At 61.9% G+C, this 11,606-nt stretch carries 17 protein-coding genes and 1 pseudogene; 6 read left to right on the forward strand and 12 right to left on the reverse strand.

What is annotated here, in order from left to right; genetic code table 11:
* Positions 1-27 precede the first annotated feature (27 nt).
* Both ACZYTC_RS08440 and ACZYTC_RS08445 read right to left on the reverse strand, forming a co-directional pair.
* Positions 28-471, reverse strand: coding sequence for a response regulator transcription factor (locus ACZYTC_RS08440; protein WP_434956513.1), 444 nt, complete (start codon positions 469-471; stop codon positions 28-30).
* 139 nt (positions 472-610) lie between these two features.
* Positions 611-895, reverse strand: coding sequence for a hypothetical protein (locus ACZYTC_RS08445; protein WP_441771774.1), 285 nt, complete (start codon positions 893-895; stop codon positions 611-613).
* A gap of 195 nt (positions 896-1,090) precedes the next feature.
* Between ACZYTC_RS08445 and ACZYTC_RS08450 the strand changes: the two genes are divergently transcribed.
* Positions 1,091-1,435 (forward strand): RidA family protein, encoded by a 345-nt coding sequence (locus tag ACZYTC_RS08450; RefSeq protein ID WP_434956511.1) that lies wholly within the window; start codon positions 1,091-1,093, stop codon positions 1,433-1,435.
* Between the two features lie 244 nt (positions 1,436-1,679).
* On the opposite strand, the gene ACZYTC_RS08455 is transcribed toward ACZYTC_RS08450, so the two are convergent.
* Both ACZYTC_RS08455 and ACZYTC_RS08460 read right to left on the reverse strand, forming a co-directional pair.
* Complete coding sequence (locus tag ACZYTC_RS08455) at positions 1,680-2,285, reverse strand: histidine phosphatase family protein (RefSeq protein WP_488989319.1); 606 nt, start codon at positions 2,283-2,285, stop codon at positions 1,680-1,682.
* Between the two features lie 33 nt (positions 2,286-2,318).
* Positions 2,319-2,624, reverse strand: a complete 306-nt coding sequence (locus ACZYTC_RS08460; RefSeq protein ID WP_488989320.1) for a hypothetical protein — start codon at positions 2,622-2,624, stop codon at positions 2,319-2,321.
* 184 nt (positions 2,625-2,808) lie between these two features.
* Here ACZYTC_RS08460 and ACZYTC_RS08465 point away from each other — a divergent pair, with 184 nt between their 5' ends.
* Positions 2,809-3,438, forward strand: coding sequence for a LysE family translocator (locus ACZYTC_RS08465; protein WP_434956508.1), 630 nt, complete (start codon positions 2,809-2,811; stop codon positions 3,436-3,438).
* A gap of 7 nt (positions 3,439-3,445) precedes the next feature.
* Here ACZYTC_RS08465 and ACZYTC_RS08470 read toward each other — a convergent pair whose 3' ends face one another.
* Positions 3,446-3,871 (reverse strand): DUF1801 domain-containing protein, encoded by a 426-nt coding sequence (locus ACZYTC_RS08470; RefSeq protein WP_488989321.1) that lies wholly within the window; start codon positions 3,869-3,871, stop codon positions 3,446-3,448.
* 223 nt (positions 3,872-4,094) lie between these two features.
* Here ACZYTC_RS08470 and ACZYTC_RS08475 point away from each other — a divergent pair, with 223 nt between their 5' ends.
* Positions 4,095-5,072, forward strand: coding sequence for a glutathione S-transferase family protein (locus ACZYTC_RS08475; protein ID WP_488989322.1), 978 nt, complete (start codon positions 4,095-4,097; stop codon positions 5,070-5,072).
* Positions 5,073-5,078: 6 nt separating this feature from the next.
* Here ACZYTC_RS08475 and ACZYTC_RS08480 read toward each other — a convergent pair whose 3' ends face one another.
* On the reverse strand, positions 5,079-5,969 hold the full coding sequence (locus ACZYTC_RS08480) for a LysR family transcriptional regulator (RefSeq protein ID WP_488989323.1): 891 nt from the start codon (positions 5,967-5,969) through the stop codon (positions 5,079-5,081).
* A gap of 294 nt (positions 5,970-6,263) precedes the next feature.
* On the opposite strand from ACZYTC_RS08480, the gene ACZYTC_RS08485 reads away from it, so the two are divergent.
* Both ACZYTC_RS08485 and ACZYTC_RS08490 read left to right on the forward strand, forming a co-directional pair.
* Positions 6,264-6,695, forward strand: coding sequence for a hypothetical protein (locus tag ACZYTC_RS08485; RefSeq protein ID WP_434956504.1), 432 nt, complete (start codon positions 6,264-6,266; stop codon positions 6,693-6,695).
* Between the two features lie 292 nt (positions 6,696-6,987).
* Positions 6,988-7,914: a DMT family transporter gene (locus tag ACZYTC_RS08490; RefSeq protein ID WP_434956503.1), complete on the forward strand. Its 927-nt coding sequence runs from the start codon at positions 6,988-6,990 to the stop codon at positions 7,912-7,914.
* On the opposite strand, the gene ACZYTC_RS08495 is transcribed toward ACZYTC_RS08490, so the two are convergent.
* The 4 genes and pseudogenes from ACZYTC_RS08495 to ACZYTC_RS08510 all read right to left on the reverse strand — a co-directional run.
* Complete coding sequence (locus tag ACZYTC_RS08495; protein WP_434956502.1) at positions 7,868-8,182, reverse strand: hypothetical protein; 315 nt, start codon at positions 8,180-8,182, stop codon at positions 7,868-7,870. The genes ACZYTC_RS08490 and ACZYTC_RS08495 overlap by 47 nt on opposite strands.
* 118 nt (positions 8,183-8,300) lie before the next feature.
* On the reverse strand, positions 8,301-8,597 hold the full coding sequence (locus tag ACZYTC_RS08500; protein ID WP_441771767.1) for a DUF6958 family protein: 297 nt from the start codon (positions 8,595-8,597) through the stop codon (positions 8,301-8,303).
* Entirely contained in the window at positions 8,587-8,991 is a 405-nt protein-coding gene (locus ACZYTC_RS08505; protein WP_488990019.1) for a hypothetical protein, read from the reverse strand. Before ACZYTC_RS08505 ends, ACZYTC_RS08500 begins: the two co-directional genes overlap by 11 nt.
* Positions 8,992-9,039: 48 nt before the next feature.
* Positions 9,040-9,147 (reverse strand): annotated as a pseudogene (locus ACZYTC_RS08510) (GFA family protein); the annotation flags it as partial.
* Positions 9,148-9,253: 106 nt separating this feature from the next.
* Here ACZYTC_RS08510 and ACZYTC_RS08515 point away from each other — a divergent pair.
* Positions 9,254-9,901, forward strand: coding sequence for a TetR/AcrR family transcriptional regulator (locus ACZYTC_RS08515; RefSeq protein WP_441771766.1), 648 nt, complete (start codon positions 9,254-9,256; stop codon positions 9,899-9,901).
* 57 nt (positions 9,902-9,958) lie between these two features.
* Here the strand turns inward: ACZYTC_RS08515 and ACZYTC_RS08520 are convergent, their stop codons facing one another.
* Positions 9,959-10,675, reverse strand: a complete 717-nt coding sequence (locus ACZYTC_RS08520; protein ID WP_488989324.1) for an SAM-dependent methyltransferase — start codon at positions 10,673-10,675, stop codon at positions 9,959-9,961.
* Positions 10,676-10,786: 111 nt separating this feature from the next.
* Positions 10,787-11,578 (reverse strand): dienelactone hydrolase family protein, encoded by a 792-nt coding sequence (locus tag ACZYTC_RS08525; RefSeq protein WP_488989325.1) that lies wholly within the window; start codon positions 11,576-11,578, stop codon positions 10,787-10,789.
* Between the last annotated feature and the right edge of the window lie 28 nt (positions 11,579-11,606).

Raw genomic sequence — 11,606 nt, forward strand, 5'->3', positions numbered from 1 at the left:
CGCCTCGGCCAAAGCGAGGTTTGCCCCTCACTGCCGCAAGATGGCGCCTTCGGCTGCCTTGCTCGCGGCTTCCTCTCGCGATGCGACATTGAGAACGCGTAGCAGCAGCGAGACGTGGTTGCGCACCGTGAAGGGAGAGATGGCCAGAGCCCTGGCGATCTCCTTGTTCGACTTGCCCTGAACGATCAGATCCAGAATATCCTGCTGGCGAGGGGTGAGTATCGGCATCAGATACGGGGCCTGGTCCGGGCCGGCCCAGGTTTCGAGCGCCGAGACGACTTGTTCGGCCGAAACCAGCTTGCCGTCAGAATCACCTGGCTGAGCCGTCAGCAAGAAAACCGTGGCATTGGGAAAGTGCCGGCGCACTTGCGCCAGCGTGTCCTCGCCATCCATTTCAATGATCGCCATCACGGCGCGGCGGCTTTCGATGGGAGGGGCGGAGGAGGAAGACGTCAAAGCAATCTGTCTCAATCGAAATGTCCTAGCCATCGCAGTGCGGTGATTTCCTGGCGGCTGCCGGACCTGCAACCTTGCTTGCTCTCCTTCTTTCATGCCTGCCTTTGACTGTCTGTTCCGCGCGTGACTCCGGAACAGGCGGTCAACCAATGGCTCAATCGTCGTTTTCTGCGGTGAGTTCTTCCGGCCGAAGGCCGGATTGGCGCGCCCCGCGACGCAGGCGCAGGCCCGGGCCGTTGCCATCGTCCTCGAGGAACTGGATGCCGGCTTCCTCGAAGGCGAGGCGCATGGCCGCCAGATCCTGTCTCTGCGGTACCCGACCGCCCTTTTCGAACTCGGCGATGATAACTTTCGGCACGCCGGACCGCTTCACCAGATCGGCAATTTCGAAATCCAGGAGGGCGCGGGCGGCGCGGCTGAGGGAAGGGGTGAGGGACATTGTAAACGCCTCATACGGATGAACAGGCCTATATTTGGCAACAACCGGCCTTAACACCAGATGTAGGAATCTGTGAGACGTTCGGCCAGTTCATCCCCCAACATCGCAGGAAAGAGTTTCCGTGCCTGATGTGATTTCTGAATCGGATTCGATGCTGTAGAGGAGGGCCCTGACTTTTCAAGGAAGGACACTCCCATGGTCAAGCGTCTTCATCCCGGCCCGCGTTTCTGCAAGGCGGTCGTCGCCAATGGCGTCGTCACCACGGCCGGCATCACCGCAGCCGATACCAGCGGCGACACCTCGGCGCAGACCGCCGACATCCTGGCGCAGATCGATGCCCTGCTGGCCGAAGCCGGCAGCTCCAAGGCGAACCTGCTCACGGCCAGCATCTGGCTGCGCGACATCGCTCATTTCGGCCAGATGAACGCGGTCTGGGACAAGTGGGTCGACATGAACAACCTGCCTGTCCGCGCGACCGTGGAAGCGCGCCTGGCCCTGCCGGAACTGCTGGTCGAAATCCAGGTTACCGCGACGGCCTGATCGTCCTGGTCAAGGCGTACCGTGCAGGGAAGACCGCGCCTTTGCGGTTCCAGGCAAGTCCGTCAATAAAGGAACGAACTGGCTCGACCTTTGTCATTGCCGGGCTTGAACCGGCAATCCAGCTCCCTTCCAGGCGTCGAAGGCGGGGCCGCTGGATGCCCGGGACAAGCCCGGGCATGACAAAGGCGGCGTTCCAGCCACTTCCGGACAATGCACTGGCGAAAGCTGCTCCGACTTTTCGGCCCTAGCTCCGTGCCACCCTGGCATAGGCATTCGCGGACATCCATTCGCCATTCTCGATCGGGCGGCCAAGGAAGGCGCTGAAATAGCGTTTCATGTCTACCCTGTCGCTCGCCTCGGGATGTTCGGCCAGCATGCGCCAAGCCTGCATGACGTGGCCATGTGTGAAAATGGCGATGCGTTCGAGGCCGAGCGCTTCGATGCGGCGGGCGGTGGTTCGTACGCGCTCCAGCATCTGGGCAAAGGATTCGGCGCCCGGACCGTCAACCCGTTTGGGATCGGCAAGATGCCAATAGGCGTCCACCAGCGGGCGCCGCTGCTCCATCGTGGTGTTCGCGCAGCGAACGGGCGACAGATAGGTGAATTCCTGCACCGGCCAGGTTTCGATCGGCACCGCCGCAAAACGCTCGGCCGTCGGCGCCGCCGTTTGACGCGCTCGCAGATAGGGTGACACGACAATCAGTTCCGGGGCTCGTTCGAATTTGGCCGCTATCACGCGCGCCTGTTGCCAGCCGGTTTCGGTAAGCGGCGCCGAAGAGGCGTCCTTGCTGGCAGCCCCGGCATTGGCGGTGCTTTCGCCGTGGCGGATCAGCCAGAGTTCACGCGCCATGCCGCCTCCAGGCAACCCGCAACGGAACGGATCTCACTCGAACACTTCAAATGGACGTCGAAGCCGATCTTCCCGGTTGACCTGGCGGGCGTTGAGCTTGAGTTCACAGCCACCGCAAATGTCCGGGCGAGCCGTGAAAGCCTTGGACGCCTTGTCTTTCGCATCCGGTGTCCATTGCGAGGCGGAATTTCCCAACGCAGGAGCCTTGCCGGCCATGGCGGCCGGCTTCTTATGTTTGGGCTGCTCCACCGTCAGATCAGGCGGCGCGAATTCCTCTGCCAGGACGGAGGTGCCCAGCAGTGGCAGGAGGAGGAGCGCGGTGCAGGCGGACAGCTTCATGAGGAGCCCCAACGTCAGGCATTGCCGGCACGACAAGGTCGGACGAGTCGATGGCAATATTTTAGCATAGCATGCCCTCGACAAGGGGATAGAGGCTCTCGCCAAGGGGCTCCTGTGACGAGGTTCTTGCCTTGTCCCCGGCCTTGTGGCTTGCTCCGCCGCAAGAAATGACAAGGAGCGACCTATGCCTGATCCGACACTATGGGGACTTTTCGTTCTCGCATCGATCACGCTGCTGCTGACCCCAGGACCGGCAGTGCTCTTCATCGTGGCGCGCTCGGTCGAACGAGGCAAGGTCGCGGGCCTGGTCTCGGTCCTCGGCATCCATCTCGGCACCATCGTCCACATCGTCGCTGCCGCGGTCGGGCTGTCTGCCCTGATCGTTTCCTCGACCCTTGCCTTTTCCGTGGTCAAGTATCTGGGCGCGGCCTATCTGATCTGGATCGGCATCCGTACGCTGATGGCGCCGGATCTGCCTCTGGAGATCTCTGCCAAGTCGACCAAGCCGCTGCATCGGCTGTTTCAGGAAGGCTTCATCGTCAATCTGTTCAATCCGAAGACGGCGATCTTCTTCCTGGCCTTCCTGCCGCAGTTCGTCGACCCGGCGCGCGGCGGCTTGCATTGGCAGGTCCTCGTGCTCGGCTTCACCTTCATGGGGCTTGGCATGCTGAGCGATGCCATGTTCGCCCTGGCAGCCGGCGCGGCCGGGGATTTCCTGCGCCGCAGCCGCCGCTTCCTGCGGTTCCAGCGCTGGTTTGCCGGCCTGTCCTTCATCGGCCTGGGCGTGACGGCGGCGCTCGTTTCACGCAAGTAGGAATGCCCTAGCGGGCGCCATGGCCCCGGAGATGGCAGGTCAGCGCCATGGCGATACAGTGCCGGAGGGGCGCATCGGGCGGCGGCGTCGCGGGATCGAACAACAAGGCGCGCCGGCCTTCATAGGTGAATATATCGGGGTAATGCGAGCGGTAAAGCTCGACGAGCCGGGTCTGGCAGGGCACGTAGAGCGCATAGCAATTTTCCGATCGCCGGTGGGCGTTGATCCGAATGGTGGTGCCGACCCGTTTGCGTACGGGATGGTAGGCGGGCTCGCCCCATTTCAAGGTTTCCACCATGCCGCCGAGCTCGGGCAAACTGGAACCGACCTCGAGGATCATCTCGCGCAGCCCGAGCACGGGCTGGCAAAGGCGCTGCGGCAGGGCCGCGAAGGCCGACGATATGGTGGCATCGGCGAAAGGCAGTATGGGCAAGGTCGTCTCCGCTCAGAGACCGGCATGGTAGGATATCGGCCTTGATCCGGCTTGCCAAAACAGGGCCGTCGCGCGCATCGAGGCGGCCTCTTATCGATTTCGTCGATGGATAGGTTCTAGAGATGGCGACTATTCGTGCGCGTCATCCCATGACAGCATTCCGGCCTTCGGCACGTTGTCTACCGTGGCGTCAAGACGGATTGAGTAAGCGCGAGGCTGCATCATGGGCGAGTTGATCGACGGGCAATGGCATCGCACCGCCCCGGCCAAGCTGATGGCCGACGGCAGGTTGAAGCGGCCGCCCTCGGTGTATCGGAACTGGATTTCGTCCCAGGCGGACGCGGCCTTCAAGGCCGAGGCTGGGCGCTATCATCTCTATGTCTCACTGGCCTGCCCCTGGGCCCATCGCACCCTGATCATGCGCAGCCTCAAGGGGCTGGAGAGGTTGATCGGCATCTCCGTGGTCAACTGGTTGATGGGAGAGGACGGCTGGAGCTTCGATCCCGGGCCCGGCGTCGTGGCGGATAATGTGAACGCTGTCACCAAGCTTCACGAGCTCTATACGCTGGGGGATCCCGGCGCCACCACGCGCGTCACCGTCCCCGTGCTTTGGGACAAGGCAAGCCGGCGCATCGTCTCCAACGAATCGGCCGAGATCATCCGCATGTTCAATTCGGCTTTCGATGGCATTGGTGCCAGCCCCGGCGACTACTATCCGGCCGAGCTGCGCGCGGAGATCGATGCCGTCAACGAACGCGTCTATGAAAGCCTCAACAATGGTGTCTACAAGGCGGGCTTCGCCACCACGCAGGCCGCCTATGAGGAGGCGGCGAAAGCCGTCTTCGAAACCTTGGACTGGCTGGAGCACCGGCTTGAACGCCAGGCATTCCTGCTGGGCGAACGCATCACCGAGGCCGACATCCGCCTGTTTACGACATTGCTGCGCTTCGACCCGGTCTATCATGGCCACTTCAAATGCAACCGGCGCATGATCACCGACTACCCTGCACTTTGGGACTATACGCGGGCGTTTCATCAGCATCCGCTTATTCGGCCGACCATCGCCATGGATCACATCAAGAGGCACTATTATGCCAGCCACCCCTGGATCAATCCGAGCCGTATCGTGCCTCTCGGCCCCGATCTCGACTATGATGTCCCCATCTCCGGTTTGCGCGCCTCGGCGGCCCGGGCCGCGTAATGTCCCTCAACGGGCTCGATTGCTCTTTACCGCCGGTTCGTCCGGCATCCTGGCGAAGGCTTCGCGCAAATGATCGGCGAGCAGCCCCGCCGCCCGCGTCAGGCCGGGGCCGGCATGGAGCCTGATCTCGGCGCCGGGCAGGGCGGGTAGGCCTTCTTCCGGCGACAGGCTTTGCAAGCTGCGCGGCAGGAAGCTCGATTTCACCACCGTGACCGCCAGTCCCCGGGCCGCAATCGCTTCTACTGTCGCCAGATTATGGGACACGAAAGCCAGCCGCCACGGCCGCTGCGCGGCATCAAGGGCCTCGATTGCCCATTTACGGAAGAGACAGCCCATCGGATAGAGTGCCACCGGGAGAGGATCGATGAGCCAGGCCCGGTGCGCCGTGCTGGCTGCCCAGACCGGCTGCTCCAGCCGCAGCAATTCGCCGTCCTCATGCCCCCGGGCATGCATGGCGATGACGAGATCATAGCTTTCGCCGAGGCGGCCGAGCATGGTGCTGGTCAGGCCGGTTTCCATCTCGACATGAATACGCGGATAGAGGGTGAGGAAGCGCGCCAGCAAGGCGGGCAGAACGTGGCTTCCGTAATCATCCATTACACCCAGCCGCACGCGGCCCTCGAGCCGATGTTCGCGAAGCCTGCCGACCGCCTCCTCGTTCAGGGCGAGGATGCGCCGCGCATAGGTGAGCAGGCTTTCACCGGCCTGGGTCAACTCGACCGTGGTGGTGTTGCGACGGAACAACTCCGCGGCGACCCGCATTTCGAGACGCCGAATCTGCATGCTCACGGCTGATTGCGTGCGATTGAGCCGCGCGGCCGCCCGCGTGAAGGAGCTATGGTCGGCCACGGCCAGAAAGGCTCTCAAGAGATCAGGATCGAGCAACGGCAATGTCATCACACATCATGATGATGCCTATGCGAGAAATGCAATTTCCTTGTGAGTACCCTCCTGGCACTCCAAGCAGCATTGTGCTTCGTGATGGTGGGCCTGGAAGGTTGCCTGTCAGAGACCCGTTCCTTCGGGCCTATGCACAAGGCAGGATGGCAGCGACCAGGCAGGGCATCCTGCGTGCTCTAGACAGCTCTGCTCTTCCCGCTCGCTTTCCATAGGTGGGGAAGGCTCCTTGATAATTCGTTCGGAACCCGGGATAAACTCGTCGAGACAGGTGAACTTCCGGAAAGGGAAGCCATGGACGGAGCATATTTATCGGCTTTGGCGGCCCTTGCCGGATCGAGTATCGGCGCATTCGCATCCTTTGCAACGACGTGGCTCAATCAGAGTTATCAGCAAAGAGTTCAGCGTCTTTCCAACGAAATGTCACGGCGAGAAAGAATATTTGGAGAATTTATTGACGAGGCATCGAAAGTATACGGCGATGCTATGGAGAATAATTTAACCGACTCGGGGAAATTGGTTAAACTTTACTCCATTAAAAATAGAATGAAGTTATTTTCGGGAGACGAGGTGATCGCCAGGGCCGATGAAGTTCTGGAAACCATCGTCAACAGATATTCTTCAGAGAAGGTCGATTTTTCTCATCTGGACGCCAAGAAGCTCCCGGAATACGACCTTTTGTATGGTTTTACAGAAGCGTGCCGGAAGGAAATCGTTCGCTATTAATCGGAAAATAGCAGGCAGGAATGGCCTCCGTCAGCTCGTGGCTTCTTGGCCCAGCGTTGAGCAGGTCGATTTGCGAGCTCCGCCGAACCGCCAGGCGTCGAAAGCCCATGGGACAACCGCAAGGATGGTGCGGGCATCTGATTCGCAGTGCCACGGATGCGGAAGGCAACTCAACATACCGCAATCGAGTGGTCATCACATTCCGTGATGATATTCATCAGACAAATGCAATTCTCTCGAACGGTGTGCCTGCGCTATCCGTGCTCGTGACCACGCAGCGGGAGCAGGGGTAATGTGGGGTGTTCTGGCGGCCATCCTGTCGAGCGGCATCGGGGGTACCGCCGTGGTCGCCACGCGGTCGCTCTCGAGGACGATCGACCCGATCACGCTTGGCGCACTGCGTTTCGGCCTCGGCTTCCTCTTTCTCCTGCCCGTTGCATGCCTGCGCCGCGAAGCCTGGCCGCCGCGTCGCGACTGGCCGGGCGTGGTCGGGCTGGGCCTCTTGTTCTTTGGACTGTTCCCGATCCTGTTCAATGCGGCGCTCTATTTCACCACGGCAGCGCGCGGCGCCATTGCCTTGTCGGCGTTACCGGTCTTGACCATGCTGGCGGCCTCGGCTCTGCGCGCCGAGACCATGAATGCCCGCAAGGTCCTGGGTGTCCTGGTGACCATGTCCGGGGTGACGCTCGCGCTGCTCTCGGGCCTCTCCACAGCACCGCCGGGGGCCTGGCGGGGCGACCTCCTGATGCTCGGGGCGGCGCTTGTCATGGCTCTTTATACGATCTGGTCCCGGTCTTTCATCGCTCGTTCGGGACCCGTTCGTTTCACGTTGACAGCGATGGGTATCGGCGCGCTCTGCCTCGTCTCGGTCGCGGCAATCGGCGGAGGATTGACCAATCTTCGCTGGCTCCCGTCGGAAGCCTGGCTTGCCGCCGGCTATCTCGGCATTGTCGGCAGCGCGCTGGTCTTCTTCCTATGGTCTTTCGCAGTCACCCATACGACGCCGACGCTGGTGGCGATCGCGGTGGCGGTCAATCCGATCACCGCCAGTCTGGCGGGAGACCTATTCCTCGGAGAAAGGCTTGGCTGGAACTTCGCAGCAGGTCTTGGCCTGGTCTGCCTCGGCATCGTCATCGCCGCGACCAAGTCCGGTTTGCGGCCGGAACGGCCATTCAGCGAGAAACGTCGGTCTCGCCTCCGAACACGACCCCGCGATTGAACTGGTAATTATAACCCGCATGAGCCCCGAAACTGGAACCGAGGTCCGAGGAGGATCGGCTGTTGCCATCCGTGCTCAATTTCGACCTGCCCTGGGACAGGCCGGCATGACCGCCGGCATAAAACCCCGTCCAATCATAGGGGCCTGACGCCTTCTTGGAATCCAAGGGCGGCGGAGCGAATTTGTTCTCCTTGAGAGCAAATCCATCGGCGAAGGCAGAACCGGCAAACAGCAGCAGGGCGCCAGTAGCGATGGCAAGGGTCTTCATGGTCGTCTCCGGCAATTCGGCTGGTTGGTCGCAAAATCTACAGAAGAATGCGACCGAATGAAGATCACACTCGCATGAGAGGCCCCGAGGAGACTGCCAACATGCCCTCGCAATATCCTCAGACTTTGCGATGGAGGCGCAGAGGCTTGGTTGCTTCGCGCACCACGGTGCCCTTCGCCTCGAGATCGAGTTGAACGGCTTTCAGCCACCAGCCGGCCTTCGCGCCGCCCGGAAAGAGAGCCTGCGACAGCAAGGGCAACAAATGCTGCTTGGCTTCGGCTACCGTCAGGCCAGGCGAGGTTTCGGGCAAGACGGCAAGGAGCGCCGTTTTCATCGCCTCATACTTGGCCTTGTCGACACGAACGACATGCCCGGGTGACACCACGTTCTGGATCGCAATCTTCTCAACCGGCATAGTGACCAACCCCGCCTTTCACATAATCGATCTTCGGCGCCCGAAAACCCATAGCGATCCAGGCCGAAAGCAGCTTCCACATGAAACGTCCCGAATGCGAGGCGTAGCTGGGCATGTCGTCTTTGCGTTCGAAGCCGGCTCTCCGATCCCCGGTCATCACCCGCATTTCCAGGGCGGGTCGATCGCTGGCGGCAAAGCGCTGCCTGTAGAGGCTCAGCCAGTGCCCTTTTTCGAATTCGAGAAACATGGGAGCGTTGCAACAATGCGCCAGGACACGCCGGGTCTTGGCGGTAGGCGTCAGCCGGTATTCACGCAGCAACTCGGCTCCCGCGATGCAACGAACTCTGTCCTTTCGGTAGAGCGCGAAGGCTGTGCCACCGTCGTCCTCCGCCATCCCAGGCGCCCCTGGCAGGGCCTCAATGCGTTCCCTAGCGGTACGGCAACTCGTGCAATGGCAGACAGCGGTGACGATGGGGGCGTCGGCCGCTTCGAGCACGACCTGTCCGCACAGACAGGTGAGAGGGAGAGCCCTTCCATGCAGGTGCGCCATAACCTTGTCCCCCCGGGTCGCTTCATTAACTAGACTGTACCGTCCAGTTTGATTTGTCAATCCAGATGGTCTATTCGCGAACCGGTGCTATCCAGGGACAGGGGGCATGGCGACCATGAGCAACGGCGCAAGAATTCGGGTCGAGCGTACACGCAAAAGCATCGTTGCGGCGGCAACCGACCTCTTCCTCAAGCACGGCTTCCTGGCCACCAACATGGATGAGATCGCGGCGACGGCCGATGTGTCGAAGCAGACCGTCTATGCCCATTTCCAGAGCAAGGAGACGCTGTTCCTCGAAATAGCGAGCGGCATGACGGGGCAGGCCGGCGACGAGTTGCAGGAACAGGTCGCCGATCCGCCCGACGATCTCCCGATCGAGAAATTCCTGCTCGAATTCGCCGAACTTCAGCTCGCATTGGTGATGACACCGCGCCTGCTGCAATTGCGGCGCCTGGCGATCGCCGAGGCCGAGCGTTTTCCCGACCTCGGCAAGGTGCTTTACGAGCGCGGCCCGATGCGCTCGATCAACCGGCTGGCGACGATATTCGCACGCTATGTCGAAAGGGGCCTCATCCGTACATCGGACGTTCGAGCCGCCGCCGCCTTCTTCAACTGGCTGGTGATGGGGGGACCGGTCAACGATGTCATGCTCCTGGGCAATGGAGCTATACCGAAGCCGAACGTGCTGCGAGCCCATGCCGGAGAGGCGGTTCGCATCTTCCTGGCTGCCTATCAGGTCGACGCCAAGGGGTGAGCCCGGGGCGCCGCCCCGGTTATGCCGCGAAGCTCGACCGACAGCCCTAGTCGTGCCTCAACCGCGCCGATGCGTGATCCAGCCGCCCCAGAACAGGCTCGAGAAGAACAAGGTCGGCTCCTCGAAGCCGGCCTGCGTCAACATCTCAGCCACATCTTGGTCGGAAGCAGGCGGATCGGCCCCTTGCCGGATCTTGCCCAGCTTTGCCTCGATCTCGTCGGCCGATGCTCCATGCATACGCCAGCGCTCGCCCCAGGCCGCCAGGAACAGCGGCCTGCTCGCGTAGGCATGCCGGTTGCCGGCCAGGATGAGAGGTGCCCCAGGCTTGAGACGGGCCGCCAACGCCTTGAGGATGTCTTGCTTGGCGGAAAGGCCGCGCAAGTGGTGCAGAACGCCGATCAAACTCGCGGCGTCATAGACGGCCTCCTCCGGCAGAGCCGCAAGCTCACCCAGCATGGGCGTCGCTCGCGCCGTGAGGCCGGCCTCGCCGACAGCGGCCATCGCGAGTTCGAGCATGGGAGCCGAAGGATCCACGGCGGTAAAGTGCCAGAGGGGCTCGAGGCGGGCCGCCGAGATGATTTCCTGGGCGGTGCCGCCGGCTCCAGCCACCAGAACCCGTGCGGCGCGGCCAGGGCCCAGATCGGCGGCGAGCAGGCAGGCGCCGAGTTCGTGGCACGCATCGTAGCCCGCAAGGGCGATACGGCTTTGGACCGCATATTCGGCGGCCCGGCCGGTATCGAATTTTGCGGCTGCCGTGTTTCCGGTCTCGATCATGATCTTCTCCCTGAACAACGCTCCTTTGCTTGGGAGAAGCGATGCCGGGAAGGCCGCTTCTTATGCTGGTATAAAAGCTGACAGCGGCCGGCCCACGTCAGTCGATTGCCTTCAATTCTTAGCAAAGCTCTCGGCCAGCCAGGACCGCATCATCGCATAGGATCTCGCGGCGGCCTTGGCATCGTAGCGGCAATTGCCGGTCTTGCCGGTTGCCTCGGTTTCCGTGAAGCAATGCACGGCATGGCCGATCTCGACAAATTGCCAGTCGGCCGGGCTGCCCCGCATCTCTTCGGTGAATTTGGGCACGTCCGGAATGGTGGCGGTATCGTCGGCCCCGTTGATGGCGAGCACGCGTGCCTTGATGGTCTTGGCCAGCGCCGGGTCGTCGGTGCCGAGGCCGCCATGGAAGGAGATCACCGCCTTCGCGTCGGCGCCACTGCGCGCCAAGTCGAGCACGGCACTGCCGCCGAAGCAAAAGCCGATCGCCGCCAACCGGGACTGGTCGATCGGTGCATTAGTGGTGTTGACCTTCAACTGCTCGAAAGCCTTGTCGATGCGTTTGCGCATCAAGGCGCGGTCGCCATAGAGCGGGGCGATGGCAGCCTTCGCTTCCGTGTCATTCTTGGGGCGGACACCCTCGCCATACATGTCGGTGAGCAGGATGACATAGTCCTTGCCCGCAATCTTCTTGGCCTTCTCGATGGCGGTGTCACCCACGCCATACCAGTTGGGCACCATGACCAGGCCGGGGCGCTTGGCCTTGGGGGCATCGTCATAGATCAGCAGGCTCTTGAAGGTCGTGCCATCCAAGGTCCAGTCGACCGGCTTGACCACCATCTTGGCGAAGGCGGGCGTGACAACGAAAAGCGCAAGCAAGGGCAGAACGAGACGGGTAAAGCGCATGGGATGTCCTCTCGACGGCGGATGAAAC

Source organism: Labrys sp. F242, assembly GCF_057813875.1.

Excerpts from the sequence above, each read along its gene's own strand:
- ACZYTC_RS08520 (WP_488989324.1), bottom strand. The coding sequence starts at position 10,675 with ATGATCGAGACCGGAAACACGGCAGCCGCAAAATTCGATACCGGCCGG.
- ACZYTC_RS08455 (WP_488989319.1), bottom strand. The coding sequence starts at position 2,285 with ATGGCGCGTGAACTCTGGCTGATCCGCCACGGCGAAAGCACCGCCAAT.
- ACZYTC_RS08450 (WP_434956511.1), top strand. The coding sequence starts at position 1,091 with ATGGTCAAGCGTCTTCATCCCGGCCCGCGTTTCTGCAAGGCGGTCGTC.
- ACZYTC_RS08505 (WP_488990019.1), bottom strand. The coding sequence starts at position 8,991 with ATGGCGGAGGACGACGGTGGCACAGCCTTCGCGCTCTACCGAAAGGAC.
- ACZYTC_RS08515 (WP_441771766.1), top strand. The coding sequence starts at position 9,254 with ATGGCGACCATGAGCAACGGCGCAAGAATTCGGGTCGAGCGTACACGC.
- ACZYTC_RS08525 (WP_488989325.1), bottom strand. The coding sequence starts at position 11,578 with ATGCGCTTTACCCGTCTCGTTCTGCCCTTGCTTGCGCTTTTCGTTGTC.
- ACZYTC_RS08495 (WP_434956502.1), bottom strand. The coding sequence starts at position 8,182 with ATGAAGACCCTTGCCATCGCTACTGGCGCCCTGCTGCTGTTTGCCGGT.
- ACZYTC_RS08465 (WP_434956508.1), top strand. The coding sequence starts at position 2,809 with ATGCCTGATCCGACACTATGGGGACTTTTCGTTCTCGCATCGATCACG.
- ACZYTC_RS08500 (WP_441771767.1), bottom strand. The coding sequence starts at position 8,597 with ATGCCGGTTGAGAAGATTGCGATCCAGAACGTGGTGTCACCCGGGCAT.
- ACZYTC_RS08445 (WP_441771774.1), bottom strand. The coding sequence starts at position 895 with ATGTCCCTCACCCCTTCCCTCAGCCGCGCCGCCCGCGCCCTCCTGGAT.
- ACZYTC_RS08490 (WP_434956503.1), top strand. The coding sequence starts at position 6,988 with ATGTGGGGTGTTCTGGCGGCCATCCTGTCGAGCGGCATCGGGGGTACC.
- ACZYTC_RS08475 (WP_488989322.1), top strand. The coding sequence starts at position 4,095 with ATGGGCGAGTTGATCGACGGGCAATGGCATCGCACCGCCCCGGCCAAG.
- ACZYTC_RS08460 (WP_488989320.1), bottom strand. The coding sequence starts at position 2,624 with ATGAAGCTGTCCGCCTGCACCGCGCTCCTCCTCCTGCCACTGCTGGGC.
- ACZYTC_RS08485 (WP_434956504.1), top strand. The coding sequence starts at position 6,264 with ATGGACGGAGCATATTTATCGGCTTTGGCGGCCCTTGCCGGATCGAGT.
- ACZYTC_RS08480 (WP_488989323.1), bottom strand. The coding sequence starts at position 5,969 with ATGACATTGCCGTTGCTCGATCCTGATCTCTTGAGAGCCTTTCTGGCC.